Here is a 14,642-nt window from a genome sequence, read left to right on the forward strand (position 1 = left end):
TTAGAAGATGCCATTTACGATATCACACGCAGCTATAGTTGTTCCCTTTTCCGACACTTCCCGCAAATACCTTTCTGCCACCGGCTTAATCATTGGCAGCATGGTACCGGATTTTTTATACTTTATTTTTCTTAATCCTTATTTCAACCTGGGGCACCTGTGGTGGGGCATTTTCGTATATGACATCCCGTTAGCACTACTACTGGCATACCTTTATCATGGCGTCGTAAAACCAGTACTGTTACCCTATCTTCCGGAATGGATGCGTGGCAGGCTACAACTCTTCCGGCCTTTCAACTGGAACAGCTATTTCAGGCAACATTACCTGGTGGTCCTTTCTTCCATCGTCATTGGAATATTGACCCATTTTTTCCTGGACGCATTTACACATGAAGATGGCTTTTTTGTTGCCTGCTCGTCCTTTCTGCAAAGGGATATCCAGGTAGGGAATCATTCTATGAAAATGTGGTACCTGATGCAATACCTCAGCTCCTTAGCAGGGCTGTTGCTCCTGTTTTATTTCTTTCTGAAAATACCCTTTGTAAAAAACAGCCCAACGRTGAGCACCCCACGAAAAATGGGTTTCTGGATCACAACAGCACTGCTGAGCGGCGGGGTACTCCTGGTAAATGAATACTTCCATCATATCGACTGTAAAGGCATGGACTACCTGGCCACCGCCCTGGGTGCAGTTTTCTACGGGTTAATTGTCACGGTGCTGATATTCAGAAGCAATGCTTATTCATCACGGTCCGACCGATAACACCATTCCATATTAAGGGTGTGAATTATTTCATTATAGCGTGCTTCGTTATTACTACCTATGTAAACACCATTTACAGCGCCGTCCTGCTCCGTAGTGAGTACAAGAATGTCTTCGTAATCATTGGTAAAGAAACGCAGCAACTGGTTGGAAATACCTTTCCGTTCTTCCCATTTGCTCATAATCGCAGTGATATGTTCCGGCGTCAGGTCTTCTTCCTGATCCGTGAAAGCGGTGTGGATAAGTCCGCCCAGCGCACCATTCCACCATGCCATTGATAGCAGGAAATGTTCTGTGGTATCGGAGTCGGTAAACCATTCTTCCCGGCGCTGTCATATGTACCATATACGGCAGGGTTATCCTGTTGTAATTCGGTCTTTGCGATTCCCCATAATACTACAGCCTGGTTTTCTTCATAAAAAATCAGGTGTTCATCTTCCGAAAATCCTATTTCACCTAATGAGGTTAAGCGATTAAAACTATCGTTCACCGCTTTATTATTACCCAATGAAATATAATACTGCCGCAGGGATGCCGGGAGTTGAATCTGTAACCTGGCTTCCAGCGCAGCGATGACCGCCTCCGGATAACCATGATTGGCGTCTTCGGCTAAGTTGTATAATTTGTGTATGATTGCTAAGTAATGCATGATAAAACAAACTTACAAAGTAAACCTGAAAACCTTATGACCAAATACGTAGCTTTTCTCAGGGCAGTGAATGTGGGTAAGCGAACCATTAAAATGGAAGACCTACGGCAGCAGCTGGATGCTGCCGGCTTTAAAAATGTAAAGACGTACATCCAGAGTGGCAATGTGATGTTTGAATCAGGGAGTGCTAATGCCGCCGCATTATCTGACAAAATAGAAAAGCTGTTATTGAAAACCTATGGTTTTGAAGTACCAACCATTATCAGATCCGTTGCACAGCTGGAAGCAGTGGTTAAACATACTCCCTTCCCAGGTATTGTTCCGGATAAATCACGGCAGATATATGTATCCTTTCTTTCCGGCCCTGTTGGTCCACATGCAGCCCAGGTGATTGCCTCACTGCAGTCGGCCGCAGAAACACTGCATATGACGGCGGGCGAAGTATACACCATGGTAAAAAAAGACCTGGAAATCAAGCCGCTGGATGTGGTGGCCCAACTGGAAAAGAAGCTGGGTATCGCCTGTACCACCCGCAACTGGGCCACTGTAAATAAAGTAATCTGGTAAATATTTTTGTGCCCTGTAAGTTTTTAGTCCTTTGATGCAACTAATCTCTTAAAGCAATATTCATGGATCAACCGGCATTTCTCGTTACCATACAGCAGCACCAGGGCATCTTACATAAGCTTTGCCGGCTGTACCGGGATAGCCCGGAAGATCGGGAAGACTTATTCCAGGAAATGATCTACCAGCTATGGAAATCGTTTCCTTCCTTTGAAGGGAACGCCAAAATCAGCACCTGGATATACCGGATTGCCCTGAACACGGCGCTGGCAGGCTTCCGCAAACGAAGTATTCCGGTTACTTATACGGATACGCTACCAGATGTACCCATGGTGGCGGAAAGCAATACCACCCTGCAACAGGATCAGCTTTTTGCTGCACTTAAACAGCTCTCTGATGCAGAGAAGGCTATTATCGCATTGTATCTCGAAGATATGAGTTACCAGGAAATTGCGGGTATCATTGGCATAGAAGAGAATTATGTAGGTGTAAAACTTAACAGGATTAAAACCAAGCTCAAAAATATTTTAAACTTATAAACATGGATCCTTTAAAAGCAGCCTGGGACAATACGCCCACGCCATCCAGAAATACCGAAGATATAGCCGCTATTATTGGCAAACAGGCATCTCCCGTGATGCGGAAAATCAGGAAGCAACTGATCATAGAACTGCTGGGCTATACCGCTTTTCTGATCTGCTACTATAATTTTTTTGATGGAGATAAAAAGTCGTTTTATCTCAATGCCTTACTGGTTGTTTCCGTGCTGTTTTTGCTGGCATATAACGTATTCGGCTACACGCTGGCAAAAAACCCGGTGATAGGCAATAGTTTGCTGGAGAATATGCAGCAGCAGCTACAACAACTGAAACGATATGCCCTTGTTTCCGTTTCCTGCAGAGTACTTGCTATGGCGGGCGTCTTCACTTTCTTTCTGGCCAATATCCGCTGGGACAACAGCAAATATGCAGCAGTAGGCGTGATCGTTATCATGACCCTGCTGGCACTCTTTGTCCACCGGAGCATATGGGCGGGAAGAATTAAACGACTCCGCAATACTATTGCTGCATTAAAGGGCTAAATATTCGTCCGCTGATTTTCCTTGTCTGTCATCTTTTATGGCTGGTTGAACCTAATGATTTATCTTGTTCAGGACACTTGCAGAGATTTGATGTATGAAAACAAAAGCTACCACTTTAACAACACCATTAGACGCACCTGCAGGCAGGTGGCTACTCACCGCCTTTACCACGGAGAAAAGATGGCCGCATATTCTTTTTCACCTGGCGGTGATGACAAGCGGCTTGCTGGCCATTTTTTTCTATACCGGCCACCTCAATGGGAAAAATACCACGTTCTGGATTTTGGTCCTGTATCAGTTCATCATCTGCGTGTATGCCGGCGGACGAATGTGTACCAAACACCTGCTTCGTGGACAACCACTCCTTTTCAGTATGTCCTTTCTGCTCACCGTGATGATATTAGCGGCGACTTATGGTCTCACCCTTCATTATGCTTATGATATCACGTTTCATGAGTCCATCCTGTTAACGATCCTGGCGGTAACGCCCTTTCCAGTCATCGGCATGGGCCTGGGTATTAGCCTGAAGTTATTGCGCCATACCATCCGGCTGCAATTTACGCAGGCCGCGCAGCGCAAGAGTGAATTAGATTTGTTGTTATCGCAACTCAGTCCGCATTTTTTATTTAACACCCTCAATAATCTCTATGGGCTTTCGCTTACACGGAGCCAGCGCATGCCGGAGCTGATCCTTAAATTATCGGACCTGTTGCGTTATTCAGTGTATGATGCCAAACAAACTTTTGTACCATTAAAATCTGAACTGGCTTATATCAACAACTACATAGAACTGGCGACCACCAGTATTGGCGACCGGCTGGTATTAACTACAGACATAGCAACGGTGAATGATCCCGCTATCCGGATAGCCCCTATGTTGCTGATTGTATTTATTGAAAATGCCTTTAAACATTCGCAGAACTCTGCTGCAGCAAATATTTATATTGATATCCGTTTATCAATTTCCGAAGAACGTATACACTTTACCGTTAGCAACTCCTACGATGAAAAGGAATCAGACACCATCCGGGAAGAAGGCGGCGTAGGTATTGCCAACAGTATTAAACGCCTGGGGCTATTGTATGATAATACCTATGAATATAGGCACGAAAAAATGAACGGCTTGTATACCGCTTCATTAACGCTTCAACTGAAATAGTGATCATGATTAATTGTCTTATTATTGACGATGCGCCAATTGCCCGGGAAATAGTGGTTGCCTATTGCAGCCACTTACCCTTTCTGCATATTGCAGGCTCCTGCGGCAATGCGCTGGAAGCTAAAACAATATTAGAAAACACCGCGATAGACTTGCTCTTCCTGGACATTAATATGCCCGTACTAAATGGTATCAGTTTTCTAAAAACATTAAAACAAATACCTGCTGTTATTTTCACTACCGCTTATAGAGACTATGCTGCGGATGCCTTTGACCTGGCTGCCTGCGATTACCTGGTAAAACCATTTTCACTGGAACGCTTCATCGTTGCGGTAGATAAGGCGAAAGAAAAAATTCAGCCGGCCACAGGCAGCGATCCTTATTTTTTTCTGAAAGCAGATGGTAAAATTTATAAGCTCCCGCATGAGGATATTTTGTTTGCAGAAGCGAAAGGCAATTATACTAAAGTGGTATGCAGTCAACAGGTAATTATCCCTAATCTCTCTTTTTCCGCACTGGAGGCGTTATTGCCGGCTACTACCTTCCTCAGAACGCATCGTTCGTTTCTTATCAACAAAACGAATATTACGCATATACAAGGCAATTGCATTTACATACAAAAGCACGAAATCCCGATCGGCAACAACTATAAAGAAGCACTGTTCAGACAACTGGGGTTGTAATTAATACGCTCCCAGTATTTGTTTGAGGTGATGTTCCATGTGATGCAGATAATCTTCAATTAAAAACTGCAACGGTAATACAGTACCATCTCCGTACTTGCAGCATCTGAGCAGGTCGTCTTCCGGGATKACGGTGATGATAGCCGCGAGATGACGGTTATATGTTTCCCACAACTGCAACATGAGTTGACGGTCCTGCTGCTGGTATTGCTGGGCGCTGACCCAGGCATCCCCATCGTATGCAATCGTTGGCACATTTTCTACCAGTCCCCTTACAAACCGTTGATGATTGTTGGAAGCTGAATCTACCAGGTGACCCAGGATCTCTTTCTTAGACCATTTACCCGGCGCCGGTTTATTAATAAAATTGRTATCCGCTATCTGCCGGATGCGATCAGGAATAATATCACATAGATTCGTTAATTGTTGCGCTACGTGCTGCACTGCCATGGAAATCTCTTTTCATCAAAATTAGATTTTTATAATCAAAAAATATCTCCCTTTTCAATAGCTTTATGAACAGTTAAAACAAGCCTATGCACCACGTGAGGAAAATTTGCTTTGCTATACTGGGGATGGTGATCTTCACAAAAAATATATTTGCTATCGGCTATCCGATCAAATACCTGGGTATAGAAGACGGTTTATCGAATAACGCAGTCACCAACGTATATCAGGACCACAAAGGCTTTATGTGGTTTGGTACCTATGATGGATTGAACCGGTATGATGGTTATAAATTTAAGATTTACCGGAATAAAATAGGAGACAGCACCTCTTTRCTGGACAATGTTGTTTACACCCTCGCAGATGACAGCCACCACCAGCTTTGGGTGGGCGGCCGCAGAGGGGTATGTGTTTTTAATCCTGTGAATGAACAATTCAGCCTGCCACGCTATCTGCCGGTCAATAGTAAAATAGCCCGGAAAGTGAATGGCAATACCCATATTATCAAATCTGATGATACCGGCATTTTATTAATAGGCACTGAAAAAGATGGGCTACTTTTATTCAACAACAGCACTGCCACCGGACGGCAGATTCCGTTAAACAACCACCACACCAACATTACAGACTATGAAGTAACCGCTATTGAATTTGCTGGAAAATCAGCCTGGGTATTTGTGCAGAGTATTGGCTTGTGTAAATATGATATAGCACGACAGCAGTTAGATATTGTTTGTAGAGATATCACCCGCGGCAATTGCTTAACGGTGGATAAATCCGGTAACATATGCCTTGGTACTGACACAGGTGTTTTTCGTTATAATTCCGCGACTGGCAAATACGCMGGCAATGCACTCCCGGAAAACAGCAAAATAGTAAACCTGTATACCGACCGGGAAGGAACCATCTGGTGCGCCTCCGATGGTAACGGCATTTACCTGATGGCCATTACCGATTCCGTAGCCACCCCATTTACCACCGCCGGCAGCAAGCAACAACTCAACAGCAATGCGGTATATTCTATTTACGAAGACCGGGAAGGCCGGAAATGGATCGGCACCTTGCGTGGAGGAATCAACATCGTAGCGCCTAAGCGCAATCCGTTTGAATTAAATGTGCTGAACAAAAACCCGGATGCCCGGGCTATCGATAATTTTATTTTTTCCTTTTGTGAAGATGTGCATCATAATATCTGGATAGGTACTGATGGCGGCGGCCTGAAATACTGGAACCGGGAAAACAATACCTGGACATCTTATCAACATGACCTCTCCGGCAAATCCGGTATCAGCAGTAATTTTATTACGGCTATCATCGCCGACAGCCAGCATGACCTGTGGATGTCGACCTGGTTTGGGGGCATTAACCGATATTCCGCCGGCAGCGGTACTTTTCAACAATATGTTTGCTTTAATCCCTATACCCGTACAGCAGAAAACAATGTATGGATGGTGTACGAAGACCGGCAACAGGATATATGGGCCAGCACCACCAACAATGGCACCCTGTATCGCCTGAACCGGCAACAGAACAGATTTGATCTTTTTGACAGCAGCCTGGTCAACATGCAATGCCTGGCAGAAGATAAAGACGGCAATTTCTGGGGTGGTAATTACTCCTCGCTCATCAAAATAGACAAAGCCCGCAAACAACATCAACGATTTGATATAGGCTATACCGTAAGATCTATTTACCAGGATCAGCAGGGCGCCTTCTGGGTAGGTACAGATGGGGGCGGTTTGTTACGCTTTGACCGTAAAACCGGTCAGTATAAGCGTTTCACCACTTCCGAAGGGTTACCCAGCAATTCTATCCTGCGTATTTTAGAAGATAAAACCGGCAATCTCTGGCTCAGCACCTTCAACGGATTATCGCGGTTCGATCCTGCCAAAAACAGCTTCCGTAATTTCTCGGCCTCCGATGGCCTGCAAAGCAACCAGTTCAGCTTTAATGCAGCACTGAAATTAAGTTCAGGAGAACTCCTGTTTGGTGGCATCAAAGGGTTCAATATTTTTTACCCGGACAGCGTATACTCTCAAACTAGCATTCCCCCGGTATTGCTAACGGCTATCAGAATCAATAATACCTCCATTACACAACAGGAAAAATATGTAACGGGAAGAAGTAAAGAAGAAGTACAGGAAATTACTGTTCCTTACGACAAAGCCACTATTGCCTTTGATTTTGTAGCACTGGAGTATACCTTACCAGATAAGATCAGTTATGCTTATCGCCTCCGGGGATGGGATAATAGCTGGAACTATGTAGGACAGACGAGGACCGCCAACTATACCCACCTGCAGGAAGGCAGCTACGTGTTTGAAATAAAAGCCAGCAATGCAGACGGGCTATGGAGCAACGACATACATACTGTTACCCTCATTGTGCTGCCTCCCTGGTACAGAACCTGGTGGGCTTACCTGATCTATATCAGCAGCACCATTGCGGCCATTTACCTGTATACCCGATACAAGGCCAGGGAAGAGCGATTGAAATATGAAATCAAACTGGCGCACCTGGAAAATGAAAAAGAGAAAGAGCTGAATGAAAAGAAACTGTCTTTCTTCACCAATATATCCCACGAATTCAGGACACCACTTACCCTGATCATCAATCCGCTGAAGGAACTGGTGCAAAATAAAGATAACCGGGACCTGAGCATCGTTTACCGCAATGCCAGGCGCCTCCTTAGCCTGGTAGATCAGCTCCTGCTATTCCGCAAAGCGGACCGGGATGGTGATCAGCTGAAAATTTCAAAGCTGGACATCGTCAACCTCTGTCAGGAAGTATATCTCTGTTTTTCCCAGCAGGCTAAAATTAAAAACATTGACTACCAGTTTCTAAGTCCGCAACCTGCCATTGAAATATATGGTGATAACGAGAAACTGGAGATTGCCATATTTAACCTGCTCTCCAATGCCTTTAAATTCACACCGGATAACGGCAGTATTATTTTTGAAATAGGCAGCACGGCCAATACCGTCACCATTACGATAAAAGATAGTGGCTGTGGTATTGAAGGCAGCGTGGGCAACCGGATATTTGAGAAATTCCAGCGGGCGCAGGATCACAAAGAGTCCTTACAAACCGGTTTTGGCATTGGGTTATACCTCGTAAAACATTTCATTGAAGGGCATCATGGCACCATCAGCTACCAGAGCAAAATAAACGAAGGCTCCGCTTTTCTCATTTCCCTGAAAAAGGGAAGCGACCATTTTGCCGGCACTCCCTTACAGGAAAACGCCAGTTATAAATCGGCATTCCTGGAGGAGCTGACCGCAGCAAACACCCTTCCCGCACCAGAAATCCCGGTAGATACCAAAGAAATAGAAGGAAGCAGCACTACTATCACGGAGAAAAAATCTATCCTCCTGATCGATGATCATGATGAGATCCGGCAATACCTGCAGCAACTGTTCAAGGACCAGTTCATTGTATATGAAGCGGATAACGGTACCAGTGGCTTTGCTGCCGTGCAGCAATATATGCCCGATCTGGTCATCAGCGACATACAGATGCAGGGGATGGACGGCGTGGAGCTATGCGCCAAAATCAAACAAACGGCCACCCTAAGTCATATACCCGTGATTTTACTTACCGGCTCCTCCGCCTCCGATACCCGGATCAAAGGACTGGAAGGTGGGGCAGATGATTATATCACCAAACCATTTGAAAAAGACTTTCTCATGGCCAAAGTGCATAACATCATTAAAAACAGGAACCTGCTGCAACAGTACTTTTTTGACCGCATCACGCTCAAAAACAGTAATATCAAGGTACCAGCCGAATACCAGGACTTCCTGAAAAGATGTATTGAAATTATTGAAGACAACCTGGAAAATGAAGAGTTTTCTATTAAGAAGTTCACACTCGAAATAGGCATGAGCCATTCCAGTCTTTATAAAAAAGTAAAATCTATTTCCGGCCAAACGATCAATTCCTTTATCCGTTCCATCCGTCTCCGCAAAGCGGCCGTTTTACTACTCAAGGAAAACTATACCATTACCCAGGCAGCCATGCAGGTGGGGATCGGAGATGTTAAATATTTCCGGGAACAGTTTGTGAAACTGTTTGGAATGAACCCTTCTGACTACGTAAAAAAGTATAAGCATTCGTTCAACCGGGACTTTAATGTCACGGAAAGCTGAGGGGTGAGATAAGTACTGCCGACTGCAGGCATTTCCAGCATCTCCGCCATGGTAGTCACTCCAGCTATACATGGCTGCCAAATTACCCCCTGGTATAATTTACGATTTTACCCCCCTTTTTAAATGATTTACCCCCTCTATGATTGTGGAGGGGGGTAGTACATTGCGGATATCATAAGGCTGGGTATTAACCCTCCTTGCAACCAAAAGAATATTCCACCTTCCAATTCATTTAAATTAATGCGTTATGAAAAGACTTCTATCCGGAACGGACTTCTCTTTATTTGTCCTATTACGGAGCCAACCTGTTTTGGGCCGTTTGTGTTTTCTTTTACTGTTGTTTTTCGCGATTGATGTGCAGGCACAGCAACCCCTGATTACAGGCAAAGTAACTGCCGATGGGGAGGCAATTCCCGGTGTGACTGTCCGGGTGAAGCACAAAACAGCTGGCACATCTACAGATGGCGACGGTAAATTTTCCATCGCGGCCGCTATCGGCGACACGCTCCTGTTTAATCATATTGCTTATAACGACCTGAGTATCCCGGTAAAAAGCGGGACGCCATTAAAAATAGTCCTTGAGGCACTCAGTAAAACTGTGAACGAGGTAGTGGTAGTAGGTTATGGCACACAGAAGAAAGCCACCCTCACCGGATCTATCTCAGTGATAAAGGGAGCCGATATGGTACAAAGCCCACAGCCCAATATATCCAACTCGCTGACGGGCCGCTTTTCAGGGGTGATTGCCAATAACCGCTCCGGCGAACCCGGATATGATGGTTCCAACATCACCATCCGTGGACTGGCTACCACCGGTAACAATGATGTGCTGGTAGTAGTAGACGGCGTACCCGGTCAAATAGGTGGACTCGAACGACTGGATCCCAATGATATAGAAAGCGTGTCTATCCTGAAAGATGCCTCGGCAGCCGTATATGGCAGCAGAGCTGCCAATGGTGTTATGCTGGTAACAACTAAAAGAGGGAAAACCGGTAAACCGGTGATCAACTATAGCTTTAACCAGGGATTTTCTTCCCCTACCCGCCTGCCCAAAATGGCAGACGCATACACCTATGCACAAATCAGGAATGAAATACAATATTATGTTAGTCCTACCGGCGGCATGAACCAGGTTTATACCGATGCACAGTTGCAGAAATTCAAAGATGGATCTGATCCGGTTAATTTCCCCAACACCAACTGGCAGGAGGCTACACTGAAGAAAATGGCCACACAGAACCAACATAGCCTGTCTGTGAATGGTGGCGGAGAAAACGTACGCTACTTCGTTTCCCTTGGTATGCTGGGACAGAATGGACTGTATAAAAACGGCGTTACCAAATACGACCAGTATAATTTCCGGTCTAATATAGATGCAGATGTGACGAAAAGATTGAAGGTGAGTCTCTATTTGTCCGGACGCCAGGAAGACCGGCTATTTCCAACCACCGGTGCCGGCGACATTTTCCGCAGCATTTACAGGGCCTACCCCACTGTGCTGGACAGGTATCCAAATGGGTTGCCTACTACTGGTATAGAAAACAATAACCCGGTGATGCAGGCCACTGACGCCGGTGGTATCAACCGGAATCCCTCCCAGGTATTTAATGGTATTCTGAAAGGCTCCTATGCTATTCCTGGTGTGGAAGGATTATCGTTGGATGGCTATTTATCAGCTGATAAATCCTGGAACTTCGGCAAATCATTCAGCACGCCTTATAAGGAATATACGTTTGACAAAACCAGTCAAACCTATGTGCAAACAGTAGTAGGTGGTTCCGCCGGCAAAGCCTCGCTGACGGAATCACAACGGAACGTGTCTTTGCTGACCACCAACATCAAGTTGAATTATGCCCGCCGTTTTGGCCAGCATAATGTAAGTGCCTTTGTGGGATATGAGCAAAGCAAAAACACGCTGGATACCCTCAATGCTTCCCGTTTGAATTTCCCGACCCCTCAAACACCAGAGCTGTCGCAGGGAGGATCTACTGCTACAGATAAAAACAACTCTGGCAGCAGCTACAATTTTACCCGTAAAAGTTATTTCGGGCGTATTGCCTACGACTACCGGGAAAAATACCTCTTGGAAGTACAGGCACGTGTGGATGGATCTTCTACTTTTCCTCCCGGCAACCAGTATGGATTTTTCCCTTCCATGTCTGCTGGCTGGCGCATCTCAAAAGAAGAGTTTTTCAAACCGGTTACTTTTATCAATGACCTGAAATTACGGGGCTCCTACGGCTCGCTGGGCAATGATAATGTAGGCTTATTCCAGTATTTCGATAACTACTCGCTGATAAATCAGTACGTACTCAACGGACAAATTCATTCAGGTATCGATTTGACCAAACTGGCCAATCCATATATTACATGGGAGATTGCTAAAAAAATGGACCTTGGGTTGAATGCCATTTTCCTGGATCATTTCAACCTGGAATTTATTTACTTCCAACAGAAGCGCTCTAAAATATTGACCCAGCGGAATGCGTCCCTGCCACAAACATCTGGTATCGTAAATCCGTATGATAAGAACAAGCCATTGGTACCTGCAGAAAATATCGGTAAAGTCAACAGCAATGGTATTGAAGCCACGCTTGGCTATGATAATACAACCAGCGGCAGTTTCCACTACAATATTTCCGGTAACATAACCTATGCTAAAAACAAAATCATGTTCATTGATGAAGCTGCCGGACTGCCATCCTATCAGCGTCAAACCGGCGGACCAATGAACACTTACCTATTGTATAATACCATCGGCATTTTCAGAACAGCAGAAGATCTGAATAAATACAAACACCTGCCAGGTGCACAACTGGGTGACCTGATTTATGAAGATCACAATGGTGACGGTGTTATCAACGCAGACGACGCGGTGAGAACCAAATACGGCAACATTCCCGAGATCACCTATGGCTTAATATTGAATGCAGACTACAAAGGTTTCGATTTGTCTATTCTGTTTGCCGGTCAAAGTCATGTAAGTCAGTATGTATTAGCTGAATCCGGCACTATCGGCAATTTTTACAGCAGTTGGGCAGATAACCGCTGGAGCCCAACCAATATTAATGGCAGCTATCCAAGGGTAGACGAACGGGCGTCTGCTTCTGTTAATGGTGGCCGTTACAATAATTCCTTCTGGTTGAACGATGCTTCTTTCCTGAGATTAAAGAATATTTCACTGGGTTATACCATTCATGCGGCGCTGCTATCACGTGCCAAGATTGGCGCGCTTCGGGTATATGCCAATGCATTTAACCTTTTCACCATTACTAAAGTAAAAGACTATGATCCTGAGGGTAACAGTGCCAGCGGGCAGTTTTATCCGCAGCAAAGGATCATCAATCTTGGTGTAAATGTTAAGTTCTAAACCGTAAAAAATCAAGCAATGAAAACGTCTCATATAATATGCAATCTGGCTTTAGTTGCCGCTGGACTATTCACTTCCTGCAAAAAGGATTACCTGAACATCACACCAACAGATCGTGTACTGAGTAGCGCTGTGCTGTCTGATTCTTCCTTATTTGAAAATTATATTCTTAACCGGTACCTGAGTATCACCATGCAGGAAAAAGAGGGAGAAGGAACTAATCCGGGATTTGGCAGAGGATTTGAATATGCACTATGGAGCTCTATTACAGACGAATCCATGTATAACAATGATGACAATACCTGGGTGATTCAACAGGGGCAACTTGCGCCGGAAAATACGGGTATCGCGGGTACCATCTGGGGCAGAAGCTATCGCAGTATCCGGGAATGCAACTATGCCATCAATAACATTGACAGCGTGGTGATGAGTGCTCCCTTACGTAAAAGGCTGTTGGCAGAATTACGTTTTATCCGTGCATACCGTTACCATGACCTGATCCGCAACTATGGTGGCGTGGTGCTGATGGGTAATAAAGAGTACAATCTGACCAGTGATCTCACCGATCCGGCTTTATTTAAACGGGCTACACTGCAGGAGTCTATGGATTACGCAGTTGCTGAACTAACGGCAGCCGCGGCAGATTTACCGGTAAACAATGACGGTACCTGGCAGTCCGGCCGCGCTACCCAGGGTGCAGCGCTGGCATTGAAAGCACGCCTGTTGTTATATGCGGCGAGTCCTCTGTATAAAGTAGGTAGCTGGCAGGCAGCCGCTGCTGCTGCCAAAGTAGTGATGGACATGTCCAAATACTCTCTGACAGATGATTACAGCCAGTTGTTCCTGAAATCGGATAACAATGAAGTTATTTTTGCGCGTCAGTATGCCGTAGGCGCACGTCACGTATGCCTGGAAATATCCAATGGCGCCAATGGTTACGGCGGATGGGCAGGTAATACACCGTTGCAGAATATGGTAGATGCCTATGAAATGAAAAATGGTAAACCGATTACAGATGCTACCTCTGGTTACGATCCGCAAAAGCCATATGATAACCGCGATGCCCGCTTCTATGCGACTATCCTTTATAATGGCGCGCCTTACAGAGGTTCTAATGTGCAAACATTCTCCCCTGGTGGCAAGGACGGCAAAGATGGTCCGTCTAACTGGAATGCGACCAAAACAGGTTACTATCTCCGTAAATTTATGGATGATAAAAATCCTATTGATAATCCCTGGGATATAGCCGGATTACAGCCCTGGATATATTTACGTTATGCAGAAGTATTACTGAACTATGCAGAAGCACAAAATGAAGCAGTAGGGCCGGATGCTTCCGTGTACGATGCCGTCAATAAGATCAGACGACGCGCCAGTGTAATGCAACCGGTACTGACACCAGGACTGTCTCAGGCGGACATGCGGACAGCTATACAACGGGAAAGACAAGTAGAGCTGGCATATGAAGAGCACCGCTTTTATGATGTGCGCAGATGGAAGATTGCCAATACCACAGAAAATGTACCCGCTTATGGTATAGACGTCAGCGTTACTGCACCTGGTGTATATAAGTACACCAGGAAAGTAGCTTTGGGAGGCAGGTTGTTTAGTGATAAAAATTACTGGCTGCCAATTCCAAGAGCAGAGATACTGGCATCCAACAAAAAGCTGGAGCAAAATCCTGGCTATTAATTTATCCATAGTATCATTTAATTAAAGCTGCAAAGGAATAAACAGCAGGCTATGGAGATAAAATACCGGTCAACAAGTTTCGAAAA

Annotated in this window: 12 protein-coding genes; 9 read left to right on the top strand and 3 right to left on the bottom strand. The window is 45.1% G+C overall.

The window, feature by feature from the left end:
• The first annotated feature begins 7 nt into the window (after positions 1–7).
• On the top strand, positions 8–763 hold the full coding sequence (locus AC1DP6_RS07410) for a DUF4184 family protein (RefSeq protein WP_477054244.1): 756 nt from the start codon (positions 8–10) through the stop codon (positions 761–763).
• On the opposite strand, the gene AC1DP6_RS07415 is transcribed toward AC1DP6_RS07410, so the two are convergent.
• Both AC1DP6_RS07415 and AC1DP6_RS07420 read right to left on the bottom strand, forming a co-directional pair.
• Positions 739–1,038 carry a hypothetical protein gene (locus AC1DP6_RS07415; RefSeq protein ID WP_477054245.1) on the bottom strand — a complete coding sequence of 100 codons (300 nt, stop codon included), beginning with the start codon at positions 1,036–1,038 and terminating at the stop codon, positions 739–741. The two genes, AC1DP6_RS07410 and AC1DP6_RS07415, sit on opposite strands and share 25 nt — an antisense overlap.
• Positions 969–1,412 carry an SMI1/KNR4 family protein gene (locus AC1DP6_RS07420; RefSeq protein WP_477054246.1) on the bottom strand — a complete coding sequence of 148 codons (444 nt, stop codon included), beginning with the start codon at positions 1,410–1,412 and terminating at the stop codon, positions 969–971. Before AC1DP6_RS07420 ends, AC1DP6_RS07415 begins: the two co-directional genes overlap by 70 nt.
• Before the next feature lie 36 nt (positions 1,413–1,448).
• On the opposite strand from AC1DP6_RS07420, the gene AC1DP6_RS07425 reads away from it, so the two are divergent.
• The 5 genes from AC1DP6_RS07425 (at position 1,449) to AC1DP6_RS07445 (ending at position 4,899) form a co-directional block, all read left to right on the top strand.
• Complete coding sequence (locus AC1DP6_RS07425; protein WP_477054247.1) at positions 1,449–1,979, top strand: DUF1697 domain-containing protein; 531 nt, start codon at positions 1,449–1,451, stop codon at positions 1,977–1,979.
• 62 nt (positions 1,980–2,041) lie between these two features.
• On the top strand, positions 2,042–2,515 hold the full coding sequence (locus AC1DP6_RS07430) for an RNA polymerase sigma factor (RefSeq protein ID WP_477054248.1): 474 nt from the start codon (positions 2,042–2,044) through the stop codon (positions 2,513–2,515).
• Between the two features lie 2 nt (positions 2,516–2,517).
• On the top strand, positions 2,518–3,057 hold the full coding sequence (locus tag AC1DP6_RS07435) for a hypothetical protein (protein ID WP_477054249.1): 540 nt from the start codon (positions 2,518–2,520) through the stop codon (positions 3,055–3,057).
• Positions 3,058–3,151: 94 nt separating this feature from the next.
• Positions 3,152–4,216, top strand: a complete 1,065-nt coding sequence (locus AC1DP6_RS07440) for a sensor histidine kinase (protein ID WP_477054250.1) — start codon at positions 3,152–3,154, stop codon at positions 4,214–4,216.
• A gap of 5 nt (positions 4,217–4,221) precedes the next feature.
• Entirely contained in the window at positions 4,222–4,899 is a 678-nt protein-coding gene (locus tag AC1DP6_RS07445; RefSeq protein WP_477054251.1) for a LytR/AlgR family response regulator transcription factor, read from the top strand.
• Here AC1DP6_RS07445 and AC1DP6_RS07450 read toward each other — a convergent pair whose 3' ends face one another.
• Positions 4,900–5,349, bottom strand: coding sequence for a DinB family protein (locus AC1DP6_RS07450; protein ID WP_477054252.1), 450 nt, complete (start codon positions 5,347–5,349; stop codon positions 4,900–4,902).
• Between the two features lie 86 nt (positions 5,350–5,435).
• Between AC1DP6_RS07450 and AC1DP6_RS07455 the strand changes: the two genes are divergently transcribed.
• From AC1DP6_RS07455 to AC1DP6_RS07465, 3 genes are all read left to right on the top strand, one after another.
• Positions 5,436–9,494: a hybrid sensor histidine kinase/response regulator gene (locus tag AC1DP6_RS07455; RefSeq protein ID WP_477054253.1), complete on the top strand. Its 4,059-nt coding sequence runs from the start codon at positions 5,436–5,438 to the stop codon at positions 9,492–9,494.
• Between the two features lie 247 nt (positions 9,495–9,741).
• Entirely contained in the window at positions 9,742–12,864 is a 3,123-nt protein-coding gene (locus AC1DP6_RS07460; protein WP_477054254.1) for a SusC/RagA family TonB-linked outer membrane protein, read from the top strand.
• Positions 12,865–12,882: 18 nt separating this feature from the next.
• Positions 12,883–14,556 (top strand): RagB/SusD family nutrient uptake outer membrane protein, encoded by a 1,674-nt coding sequence (locus tag AC1DP6_RS07465; RefSeq protein WP_477054255.1) that lies wholly within the window; start codon positions 12,883–12,885, stop codon positions 14,554–14,556.
• Positions 14,557–14,642 lie beyond the last annotated feature (86 nt).

The organism is Chitinophaga sp. 01L420 (assembly GCF_056399985.1).